At 69.9% G+C, this 11,644-nt stretch carries 9 protein-coding genes; 7 read left to right on the top strand and 2 right to left on the bottom strand.

Annotated features, from left to right (window positions below):
• The first annotated feature begins 107 nt into the window (after positions 1-107).
• The 5 genes from ACFVFR_RS06060 (at position 108) to ACFVFR_RS06080 (ending at position 5,286) form a co-directional block, all read left to right on the top strand.
• Positions 108-1,721 (top strand): ABC-F family ATP-binding cassette domain-containing protein, encoded by a 1,614-nt coding sequence (locus tag ACFVFR_RS06060; RefSeq protein WP_383698462.1) that lies wholly within the window; start codon positions 108-110, stop codon positions 1,719-1,721.
• A gap of 78 nt (positions 1,722-1,799) precedes the next feature.
• Positions 1,800-2,480 (top strand): histidine phosphatase family protein, encoded by a 681-nt coding sequence (locus tag ACFVFR_RS06065; RefSeq protein ID WP_383698463.1) that lies wholly within the window; start codon positions 1,800-1,802, stop codon positions 2,478-2,480.
• Positions 2,470-3,363: an ADP-ribosylglycohydrolase family protein gene (locus tag ACFVFR_RS06070; protein ID WP_383698464.1), complete on the top strand. Its 894-nt coding sequence runs from the start codon at positions 2,470-2,472 to the stop codon at positions 3,361-3,363. The genes ACFVFR_RS06065 and ACFVFR_RS06070 overlap by 11 nt, the downstream gene beginning before the upstream one ends.
• A 523-nt stretch (positions 3,364-3,886) precedes the next feature.
• The gene (locus ACFVFR_RS06075; protein WP_383698465.1) at positions 3,887-4,597 is read left to right on the top strand and encodes a ribonuclease HII; all 711 of its coding nucleotides are present in this window, start codon (positions 3,887-3,889) and stop codon (positions 4,595-4,597) included.
• A 59-nt stretch (positions 4,598-4,656) separates the two neighbouring features.
• Entirely contained in the window at positions 4,657-5,286 is a 630-nt protein-coding gene (locus ACFVFR_RS06080; RefSeq protein WP_383698466.1) for a hypothetical protein, read from the top strand.
• Positions 5,287-5,475: 189 nt separating this feature from the next.
• Here the strand turns inward: ACFVFR_RS06080 and ACFVFR_RS06085 are convergent, their stop codons facing one another.
• Positions 5,476-6,090, bottom strand: a complete 615-nt coding sequence (locus ACFVFR_RS06085; RefSeq protein ID WP_383698467.1) for a hypothetical protein — start codon at positions 6,088-6,090, stop codon at positions 5,476-5,478.
• 209 nt (positions 6,091-6,299) lie between these two features.
• A complete protein-coding gene (locus ACFVFR_RS06090; RefSeq protein WP_383698468.1) occupies positions 6,300-8,465 on the bottom strand; it encodes a RecQ family ATP-dependent DNA helicase in 2,166 nt (721 codons plus the stop codon).
• 153 nt (positions 8,466-8,618) lie between these two features.
• Between ACFVFR_RS06090 and ACFVFR_RS06095 the strand changes: the two genes are divergently transcribed.
• Both ACFVFR_RS06095 and ACFVFR_RS06100 read left to right on the top strand, forming a co-directional pair.
• A complete protein-coding gene (locus ACFVFR_RS06095) occupies positions 8,619-10,208 on the top strand; it encodes a DUF4192 domain-containing protein (protein ID WP_383698469.1) in 1,590 nt (529 codons plus the stop codon).
• 646 nt (positions 10,209-10,854) lie between these two features.
• The gene (locus ACFVFR_RS06100) at positions 10,855-11,616 is read left to right on the top strand and encodes an NUDIX domain-containing protein (protein ID WP_383698470.1); all 762 of its coding nucleotides are present in this window, start codon (positions 10,855-10,857) and stop codon (positions 11,614-11,616) included.
• The last annotated feature ends 28 nt before the right edge of the window (positions 11,617-11,644 follow it).

The raw sequence follows: 11,644 nt of genomic DNA on the forward strand, positions 1-11,644 counted from the left end.
CAACCCCCGTTGCGTTAGTTGGGTGACCGTGTCATGCTGACTGTAACGCAACTTCAGATGCATTTAAAGCCCGGATGTCTTCCATCCGAGGAGAACTTGGGGGCCACTTGCCTACGCAGATCTCGCTGCGCGATGTCACCGTCACCCGCGGGGATCGACTGCTGCTCGACGACGTGTCGTTCGCCGCGCGGCCCGGTGAGCGTGTCGGCATCGTGGGGGAGAACGGTGCGGGGAAATCCACGCTTCTGCGCTTGATCGCTGGCGTGGACCACCCCGACGAGGGCGATGTCGTGGTCGTCGCCGACGGTGGGGTCGGGTACCTGGCGCAAGCTCCCGAACTGCCCCAGGACCGCACAGTGGCGGACGCCATCGACCGGGCCCTGGAGGAACTGCGGCATATGGAACGGCGACTGCGCACGCTGGAGAGCGCGCTCGGCGACGCCACTCGCGAGGAGTTGGAGGAGTACGGGGAGCTGCTCACCGTGTTCGAGGCTCGTGGGGGATACGAGGCCGAGGTCCGAGTGGACAAGGCCCTGCGAGCCCTGGGGCTCGCGCACCTCGGTCGCGACCGGCGACTCGGTGGGCTCTCCGGCGGTGAGCAGGCCCGCCTCGGGTTGGCCTGTCTGATCGCCGCGGCACCCGAGGTCATGCTTCTCGACGAACCCACCAACCACCTCGACGCCAGGGCTCTGACCTGGCTGGAGGACGCCCTTCGAGCCCACCCGGGCACCGTGCTCGCGATCTCCCACGACCGCGTGTTCCTGGAACGCGTGGCCACCGCGATCGTGGAAGTGGACGGTGATCGTCGTGCTCTGGTGCGCTACGGCGACGGGTATCAGGGATTCGTCGCCGAGCGAGCCGCTGCCCGCCACCGCTGGGAGCAGGCTTACGAGCAGTGGTGCGCGGACGTCGCCGCACTGTCGGAAGCCGCCGTCACCACCGCTCCCCGCGTGGCGTACGGACGGGCGAGGAAGGACGGCAACAAGATGGCCTACGGCCGGGACAAGGGCCGCGTCCAGGCCTCGGTCTCCAGCCGGGTGCGCAACACGCAGGAGCGGCTGCGACGGCTCCAGGCGGACCCGGTGACCAGGCCGCCCGATCCGCTGCGGTTCGCCGCGCGGCCGGCACGTGGGTCCGCCGGCGGGGAGCTCGTCTCCCTGGACGCGATACGGGTGGCGGACCGACTGTCGGTGCCCACGTTGTCGGTGCGAGCCGGACAGCGTCTGCTGATCCACGGCGAGAACGGGGCAGGCAAGTCCACACTGCTCCGAGTCATGGCCGGTGTGATCCAGCCGGATGACGGGCAGGTCCGCCGGCGAGGCAGCATCGGCTACCTCGCCCAGGAGATACCGGTGAGCATTCCCGCGGAACGCTTGCTGGCCGTGTTCGGACGAGGGCTGCCGGGTGGATCTGACGAACACACTGAGCGGCTGCTGTCCTTCGGGTTGTTCCGTGAACGCGATCTGCACGTCCCGGTGGGCTCGCTCTCGGTCGGGCAGCGCCGCCGCCTGGCTCTTGCCAGGCTCCTCGCCAGGCCGATGGATCTGCTGCTACTCGACGAGCCGACCAACCATCTGGCGCTGGGGCTGGTCGAAGACCTGGAAGCCGCTCTCGCTCGATGGCAGGGAGCCCTGGTCGTGGTCACCCACGATCGGTTGCTGCGTGCTCGATTCGCGGGTGACCACCGTGAGCTGAGCGAAGGACGTCTCCTCGCCTGCTGAGCGCACGCCGCGCTTCTCGGGGTAGCGCTGCGGATGCTCGTGACGACGGCACGTGGCGGGCCGATCTAGGGTGGCGGCATGGCACAGCCCCAGCGCATCGTCCTCATCCGGCACGGCGAGTCCGAGGGAAACGTTGACGACACCGTCTACGAGAGGGAGCCCGATCACGCGCTGGCCCTCACGTCGAAGGGCCAGCGGCAGGCCGTCGAGGCGGGCGCGGCGCTACAGGAGGCCTTCGGCGACGAACTGATCTCCGCGTACGTCTCCCCGTACCGCCGCACCCACGAGACGTTCCACCTGCTGGGCCTCGACCCTTCACGTACCCGGGTGCGGGAAGAACCGAGGTTGCGCGAGCAGGACTGGGGCAACTGGCAGGATCGCGAGGACGTCCGGAAGCAGAAGGCGTACCGCGACGCGTACGGCCACTTCTTCTACCGATTCGCGCAGGGGGAATCCGGTGCCGACGTGTACGACCGGGTCGGCGCCTTCCTGGAAAGCCTGTGGCGCAGTTTCGAAGATCCCGACCACCCGCGAAACGTCCTGCTCGTGACCCACGGATTGACCATGCGCCTGTTCTGCATGCGCTGGTTCCACTGGAGTGTGGCGGAGTTCGAATCGCTTTCCAATCCAGGAAACGCCGAGTACCGCACCCTGCTGCTCCACGACGACGGACGGTACCGCCTGGACCGACCGTTCGAGCGCTGGTGCACCCCAGAGCCCTATCCCCTACCGGTTAGAGTTCGCTGCGATGACCGCTGACCGCTTCCAACGCGCCCACGCGAGCCTGCGTGGTCTGGCCGTGGGCGACGCCCTCGGTTCCCAGTTCTTCGTGCCCGCCAACTACTCCTCCCTGCAAGCACGTGCGCTGCCGCCCGGCCCCTGGCAGTGGACCGACGACACCGAGATGGCGTGCTCCGTACTCGCCGTCCTGGCAGCGCACGGCCGCATCGACCAGGACGCGCTCGCCGCCTCGTTCGCCGAACACCACGACTTCGACCGCGGTTACGGGCCAGCGGTCAACCGCATGCTGCGACTGGTGCGAGAAGGCGCGGACTGGCGCGAGATGGCAGCGGGCCTCTTTAACGGCCAGGGCTCATGGGGCAACGGCGCTGCCATGCGTATCGCGCCCCTGGGCGCGTGGTACGCGGGCGACGCCGAGCAGGCGACGCACCAGGCGGAGATCTCCGCCTACACCACGCACCAACACCGAGAGGCGGTAGCCGGGGCGATGGCGGTAGCGGCGGCAGCGGCACTGGTCGCCGCGCCGGGCGGCCCCGGAGAGCCGAAGCGGCTACTGGACGACGTGGTGGCACTGGTGCCACGCAGCGCGGTCCAGGCTGGCCTACGTCGCGCCCGCGACATGCTCGACTTCGCCGATCCGGTCACCGTCGCCGCCGTACTCGGTTGCGGACGTCGTACGAGCGCGCACGATACGGTCCCCTTCGCGCTGTGGGCGGCGGCCGGCAATCTCACCTCCTTCGAGCACGCGTTCTGGACGACCGCGCAGGCGGGCGGCGACGTGGACACCACCTGCGCGATCGTCGGTGGCGTTCTCGCCGGTCGTTCGCAGGGCGCTCCGCCGGCCGACTGGCAGGAACGCACCGAGGCGCTCCCCGAATGGGCGTTGGGCCCGGCACGCTGAGCAGGTCCCTTGCCACGCTCACGGCGTTCGCGCGGTCGGGTGGCGCGCGTGAGGGTCGCTCGCCTGGCTCGCACGTCGGCTGCCTGCCGCGGCCCCCGGCCGACGCCAAAGGCATCTCACGCGATCGCGCCGCCGCGCGGCCCTGACCCGCCGATCGCCGCCGGCGTATTGCCTCAGGTGGTGTCGTCAGCACAGGGAACGTTTCTCGTGGTGTGACGCCGCTCGCCAGAGGCGACACGGTCCAAGGCGACACCCGGCGTGTTCGACGCCGACCCCGATCAGGTGGCTGGCCTCAGCGTCCGGCCCCCGAGAGCGCGACGCAGGGCGACCACCAAGCCGAGGCGCGCGGTGACGCGAGCTGATGGCATCGCGGTCGCCGGCGGCTTCCCTCGTGGTGCACTACTCCTAGGCACCCCGAGGGAGCCTGTCGGCATGGGGGACCGAGAAGAACGCGGCCCCCGCAGGACATCTTCCGTTCCGGGTGTACGGCTCGTCACCCGGGCGGCGTAGTCTTAGCACCGCCATGCCCTACGAACCGCCCACTCATACCGTCGAGCGCTCGCTACGCGCCACGACCGGAGCCAAGGTCGTCGCCGGAGTCGACGAGGTCGGCCGCGGAGCGTGGGCGGGACCGGTCACCGTCTGCGCCGCCGTGACCGGGCTGCGTCGGCCGCCCGCCGGGCTCACCGACTCCAAGCTCCTGACACGCGCGCGTCGCACCACGCTCGCCGCCGAGCTGACGACCTGGGTCGCGGCTCATGCCCTCGGTCACTCCTCGCCGGACGAGATCGACGAGCTGGGCATGACCGCGGCGCTACGCCTGGCCGCGACCCGCGCCCTGGACGCGCTGCCCGTGCGTCCCGACGCGGTGATCCTCGACGGCAAGCACGACTACCTCGGTGCACCCTGGCGCGTACGCACGGTGATCAAAGGCGATCAGTCGTGTATCGCGGTCGCCGCGGCCTCCGTATTGGCCAAGGTGCGGCGAGACGCGATGATGGCGGAACTGGGCGCCGAGTGCGCGGAGTTCTGCTTCCAGGACAACGCGGGCTATCCGTCGCCTACGCACCGTGCCGCCCTGAAGGAGTTGGGCCCCACCTCGCACCATCGACTGTCGTGGGCCTACCTGGACGCACTGCCGCGCTGGCAACACCTCAAACGAAGCCGAGTCGTCCCAGAAAGCATCGACTTGGAGGCCGAAGGCCAGCTCGGCTTCGACTTCACCGAGGCCTGAGCCGTCCCAACTGACCACCCGCTGACGCTCTCTGCGTCGGCGTTTGATAGACATCACATATGCCTCTCAGCCCCGAGGAGCCTCAGATTCACGAGAGTGTCCCGGGTCCCCGCGTAGCGCCGACTTCCGGCCGCGCCGCGCCGACCCCCCGTCCTGTTCCCGGTCCCCGGCCCGCGCCGATGCGGCCTGGCCGTCCTGGGCCGAACCGAGGCCCGGTGGCCCCGGCGCAGCGCACGCCGGTGGATTCCGCGCGGCCCGCGCCCGGTCCCGCCACCCCCTCTGTCCCGTCCAAGGCGTCGGCCACGCCGCAGATCCAGCTCATTCCCGCCTCGGAGCAGGGGGCGCTGGACGCTGCGGACGAAGCTGTCGACCTGTTGCTTGAGTCCGGTCGTGGCCCCAACGACGTGTTGGTGCTCACGACAGGTGACCCGCACCCGTGGGCCGCACACGAGCTGTCCTTCGGTGAGGCGTCGTACTGGGCCCAGTACGACGCGGGTGACGACGTCTTCTACGCCGCCGCCGACGCGGGCCGCGCCGCCGGGCGACCGGTGGTGATCGTGGCCGTCAACGGTGGGGCAGACGAGGACATAGCCCGGCTGCTGCCCCAGGCGATGACGCGTGCCAGTGTGTTGCTGATCGTCTGCGGGGACCCGCAGCGGATCAACACCATGCTGACCGCGAGCGTCTGACCTCATCGGCCAAGCGGTCGCCAACAGCTCCGCCGTACCCGAGCCGGGTGCACTCTCGACGAGAGGGCATCCGGCTATCGGCCGTCTCCTCGCGCTACGTGTAGCCCGGCGACGACTCATGCGAGAGCGTCGTCAGGGGGCAATGAGCCATCAGCGACATCAGCATGCCCCGCACTCTGGGGGAGGGAGTCAGCACGCAGCCGAGTGCCGTACGTTGTCGGTACCGCCACCGGTCCCCGGGGCTCCCGCTCCCTGGTCAGGAGCCGTCTCCTCCGGTATGAGCGTGTCGCTTCGCGAGCCGGCGTACGGTCGTCGCCCGCTACGCCCCTCGCCCAGTACCTGCCAGCCGTCCGGCGTCATGGTGATGTACGCGCCACAGCGCAGACCGTGCAGCGTGCACGCGTCGCGCAATCCCCACATCCACGCGCCATCTTCCTCGGTCCAGCCTCCCTCGCCCTCGCGGCAGTACAGGAGAACCGCGGTCCGTACCGGGCTGCGCAGGCGCAGGTCGTGCGGGATGATCCGCCGCAGCCGTGCCAGCAGCCCGTTCCGCAGCTCCCACCCGTCCGCGTCACCCGCGTGTTGCCGAAAGGAGGCGCTGGCCGCCAGGCGACCGTCCTGCTGGAGAACGCCGACCACCGCCGTGGATGGTGTGGGCGCGTGACGGGCGTACAGGCCGCTGACCAGTTCGCGCGGGTTGGAGAGCAGCGGAATGCCGGCAGCGGACCACTCGGCCGACTCGAGTATGCGTCCCAGACGGTGGGAGGGGTCGGACGCGGGGGGCGGGGCGAAACCGAAAGCCACAGTCCTCCCTTCGTTTGTGGCCCGAAGCGGGCAGCGAGCACGGCTCTCACCGCGGAAGCGTCGAGCCTTGGAGGCGACACGACCGAACAGCCATCGCAATTCTCGCGGTCGCGCGGGGTGGCGGCAATCAACCGCCGGCGAGAGCGACCGCTATCCAGCCATATGTCTCCCATATTTCTGCTTGGGGGCGTCGCTCGCTGCGTCTCTCGTCACCCCTGCACCGCGAGAACCAGCGGAAACACCGCGCTTGCACCGGCCTGGCGTAGGAGTCGGGCCGCTATCGCGAGCGTCCAGCCGGTGTCGGTGTAGTCGTCGACGACAAGGACGGGTCCTCCGGACACCGCGAGGGCCTGCGCGAGCGCGGGCGGAACGGTCAGCGCTCCATCCAACGCCCGCAACCGCTGGGCGCTGTTGGTGCGGGGAACGCGTGTGTCGACTCCGTCATCCCGGTAGGTGACGGTGCCGAGCAGCGGCATCCGACCGACCGCCGCGATCCGCTCGCCGAGAGAATGGATCAGCTGGGGCCTGCTCCGGGAGGCAAGGGTGACCACGCCCACGGGGCGACCGGGCGCGTCGGGCGCGCCAGATGCCCAACCTCCTGGCCCCTTCGCCCAGTCGGCGAGGACGGTGACGACGGCGTCGGCCACGTCGGTGGGCACCTCGCCATCCGGCGCCTGAGGCGCGAGCAGGGGGCGGAGGCGGTTGCCCCACCCGATATCGGACAGCCGGCCAAGGGCTCGACCAGGGGCGGCTTGCTCTCCCGTCGCGATCCTGCCCTTGAGGTTGACGCCGATGGCCGGCAGGCCCGTGGGCCACATGCGGCGCGGCTCGACCACCACCCCCGGCCTGTCCAGCTCGCCCTGTGCCATCCGGAGCGCGGCGGGGGAGACCTCGGCGGAGAACCTCGCCCCCGCACAGTTGTCACAACGACCACAGGGCCGCGCGTCCTCGTCGTCCAGTTGTCGGCGCAGGAACTCCATGCGGCACTCTGTCGTGGAGGCATACGTGCGCATCGCCTGCTGTTCGGACTCACGCTGTCGCGCCACCCAGGCGTACCGTTCGGCGTCGTAGACCCACGACCGGCCCGTGGCGGTCCATCCCCCGCGTACTCGGTGTACCGCGCCATCCACGTCGAGCACCTTGAGCATGATTTCCAACCGAGAGCGGCGCAGTTCTACCTGTGGCTCCAGGGCGGGGAGGGACAGCGGGCGGTCGGCCCCGGCCAGCACATCGAGGGTGCGGCGCACCTGCTCTTCCGTGGGGAAGGCCAGTGAGGCGAAGTACTTCCAGATCGCCTCGTCCTCGCGACCGGGCAGGAGAAGCACTTCCGCGTGTGCGACCCCACGCCCCGCGCGACCCACCTGTTGGTAGTAGGCGATGGGCGACGCGGGCGAACCCAGGTGCACCACGAAGCCGAGATCGGGCTTGTCGAACCCCATGCCCAACGCGGACGTGGCCACCAGCGCCTTGACCCGGTTGGCCAGAAGATCGGCCTCGGCCGCACGCCGGTCCGCGTCCTCCGTCTTGCCCGAATACGAGGCCACGCTGTGCCCGCACCGACGCAGGTAGGTGGTCACCTCGTCCGCCGCGGCCACGGTGAGGGTGTAGATGATGCCCGAGCCCGGCAGTTCGTCGAGACGGTCAGCGAGCCATGCCAGGCGATGCGCCGCGTCCGGGAGGTTCACCACGCCAAGACTCAGGCTCTCCCGGTCCAGCGACCCCCGTAGTACCAGGGCCTCCGTCGAGTCCTCTCCGGTACCCAACTGTTCGGCGACATCAGCGGTGACGCGGGCGTTGGCCGTCGCAGTGGTGGCGAGTACCGGCACCGCCGGCGGCAGGTCGGCCAGCATGGTGCGAAGGCGTCGGTAGTCCGGGCGGAAGTCATGGCCCCAGTCGGAGATGCAGTGCGCCTCGTCGACGACCAGCAGTCCTGTGGACGCGGTGAGCTTGGGCAGTACCTGATCACGAAAGTCCGGATTGTTGAGACGCTCGGGGCTTACCAGGAGCACATCCACCGTGCCCGCCGCGACCTCCTCCTGGACGGCGTCCCACTCCTCGGTGTTGGCGGAGTTGATCATGCGCGCTCGAATTCCCGCGCGCTCGGCGGCTTCGACCTGGTTACGCATCAGGGCCAGAAGAGGCGACACGATCACGGTGGGCCCGCTGCCACGCTCCCTCAGCAGCGCGGTCGCCACGAAGTAGACCGCGGACTTGCCCCAGCCGGTGCGCTGCACGACCAGCGCCCTTCGGTGGTCGGCCACCAGCGCCTCGATGGCGCGCCACTGGTCTTCCCGCAGCCGGGCCTCGCCCGTCCGGTCGCCGACGAGACGGGCGAGGACGCGGTCGGCTGAGACGCGGAGTTCGTCGTTGGTCATGCCCCCATGCAACCCGATCCCACTGACATCGCGCGAATGCGTCGCACGACCTGTGGATAACTCTCATGGCATTTCAATTAGTGTGAAAATATTTCAATCTATAAGTTATCCACAGGTCTGGTGCGATCTTGCCGATCAGGCGAATCTCGTGCCATGACGAACCGCAACGAGCCCGCTGGCTCCTCCGACTCCGCTCGCCCGCACCACCCCGCGCTCGTGTTCGACCCGGAGCAGGTCACGCTCCGAAGCCCGGCCGAGTTGGCCGACGCTCTTCCGTACCTGCTGGGCTTTCACCCCACCGACAGCGTGGTCATGGTCGCGCTGCTCGGCGGGCGGGGCCGCTTCGGCGCCAGGCTGCGGCTGGGAATCCCCAGCACACGACAGGACTGGCCACACGTGTGCGACCAGCTCGCCGAATGCCTGATCACGGGGAGTCGTGAGCGCGGGCACCAGGTCACCGGCGTCGTGCTCTTCCTCTGCCAAGAACCCGGTGAGGGTGCCAGTGGACACGAGGTGATGGAGCGACTCCGCCCGCTCGCGCAACGGCTGCGCACCGCATGTGGAGAGCTTGAGGCCCCCGTCTTCGAGGCACTCTGCCTTTCCGGCGGCAGGTTCTGGTCGTACTGCTGCCCCGACCAGCGCTGCTGCTCCTCGGAGGGGACACCGCTGATGCTGCCCGGAACATCCACGATGGCCGCCGCCGCCACGTACGCGGGCATTCAGATCCGAGGCTCACTGCGGCAGATGGAGGCCCGATTGGCGCCTCTGCCCGCTTCCCGCCTGCCCCAGCAGGAATCGGCGCTGGACAAGGCCGCCAGCTCGCTGGTGCCCAAGATGTTCGGAGACTCCGCCCTCGCCGTACGCCACCGCACTGTGGGCTTGATCAGGCAAGCCCTTGACCGCTTCGAGCGGGCGGCGTCCGTCTCCGGGCGCTCGGCGGCGGACGCCCGCGATGATGACCTCCTGGCGCAGGACGAGGCGGCCGAGATCATCATCGGTCTGCAGGACCGTGCCACGCGAGACCGGGCGGCGGAGTGGATGGAAGGGCCCGAAGCGGAGTCCGCGCTGAGGCTGTGGCGCGCCCTCGCCCGCCGTTGTGTCGGGGCATACGAGGAGTACGCGGCCGCGCCGCTCGCTCTGGCCGGCTGGGTCGCCTGGTCGCTGGGTGACGAGCCCGAGGCGCGGGTGGCTCTCAGCCAGGCCCTGCACGCTGATCCCGAGTACGTCTTCGCGCGGCTGTTGCACCAGGCATGCAATGAGGGGACTGACCCCGAGCTGCTGCGCGAATCGCTACGGCAAGAGCACGCCGGGCGCCTGGCGGACACCGCCCTGGGGAGCGCGGTCCAGGAGGAGCTGTGCCGGCTCGACGAGAAGAAGGGCCGACAGGTCGTATCGCGCCAGCGCGGATCGAAGACCGCGACGCGATGCACGGACCGGCGGGGACGTGCGACCGAGACGTCGCGGCGGAAGGGCGACACGAAGCCCGCTCCCGCGACGGAGGAGAGCGGGGATCAGAGCCTTTCTCTTCCCACACAGGATGCCCCCGTCGCGCACGACGCGGAGAAGCCGTCCTCGCCCCTTCGGCCCATGGTGCCCCGCCAGCGTCGACGGAGTGCGCTCATGCGTCCGAGCAAGGGGACCAGGCCGGCCACCCGAGGCGACGCGGGTGAGTCGCGCGGGCCGGCCGGCAGGCCCCGGGCACCTCGTCGCGGCGGGCCACGTGACACAAACGGTCAGGGCTAAACCCGCTGCGTCAAGCGAACCAACCATCCGCGCACGCTGCGCGGTGATACGGACACGGGAGCTCGAGGGGCTCGCCCCGGGGGACACGCGCTCGCGAGGCTTGCGCCTGAGTGCTCTGGGAGGGTCTGGCGGGCGGGGTGAGCTACTCGCGGCGATGCCGGCGCCGCGAGCGAGGTGGAACCGGAAGGTGGCGAGCTCCGCCCGCTGGCGACGGCGGGCGGAGGCCTGTGGAGCGGTAGCCGTCGCGTCCGTCTCGGGTATCGCCGATACCCGAACGACGTGGGAAGTGGGTGGCGGCGCCCTTGCGGACGTTTGGGGAGGGTCGCGATCGCGGCCCTGGTCGCTGGTGCGCAGTGCCGTTGGATGGCGTTGATCGGCGTTCGCGGATGGCTGGAGGCCGGGAGCGGGGCCAGCCCCGGGATTGAGGTGGGGCCAGTCGGGCTGACTCGGAGCGGAAGGGGTGTGCTGGGAGCGAAGCGGGCAACGGCGGCGGGGCGATGGTTCACGGAGGTTGGGAGGCGTCGATGGGCGGGTGGCGAGGCGCGGCATCGTGGGTGGTGCGGAGAACGCGTGCGATCGCGAAGTGGATTGCGGCAAGGCACCACAGCACCCTTTTTATCGTCAGGCAGACGACTATGATCCCCTCATGCCCTACGACCCGTCGGCCTTTCCGCCCTTCGCCGTCACCGTCGACCTGGTCGTGCTCACCGTGCGACAGCACGCGCTCTGCGCACTCGCCGTCCGCCGTGGGGAGCAGCCCTACCAGGGGCGTTGGGCTCTGCCCGGTGGCTTCGTACGCGCGGATGAGGACCTGTCAGGCGCCGCCGCGCGCGAGCTCATCGAGGAGACCGGCCTCCTCGCACACGACCCGACGCTCCCGGCTCCGCCGAACTCCGCGCATCTGGAGCAGTTGGCCACGTACGGGGACCCCAAGCGTGACCCTCGGATGCGGGTGGTCAGTGTCGCGCACCTCGCGCTCGCTCCCGACCTCCCGGCCCCGCGCGCGGGCGGTGACGCGCACAGTGCCCGCTGGGCGCCTGTCGAGTCTCTACTCGCGCAGGAGGACGCCTTCGGCCGCGACGCCGGCCACAGCGAACCACTCGCCTTCGACCACGCTCGCATCCTCGCGGATGGCGTCGAGCGGGCCCGCTCGAAGATCGAGTACTCCTCGCTCGCCACCGCGTTCTGCCCGCGCGAGTTCACCGTTGGCGAGCTGCGCCGCGTCTACGAAGCGGTCTGGGGGGTGGCGCTCGATCCGCGCAACTTCCATCGGAAGGTCACGGGCACGCCCGGCTTCCTGGTGCCCACCGGAGGTACGACAACGCGCCAGGGCGGTCGGCCAGCCCAGTTGTTCCGGGCTGGTGGCGCGACGCTGCTCAATCCGCCGATGTTGCGTCCCGAGGTGTGACACAGCGGCGTTGCATAGGTTGCGTATG

Origin of the sequence: Streptomyces sp. NPDC057702 (assembly GCF_042799315.1) — a bacterium.
Taxonomy (GTDB): domain Bacteria; phylum Actinomycetota; class Actinomycetes; order Streptomycetales; family Streptomycetaceae; genus Streptomyces.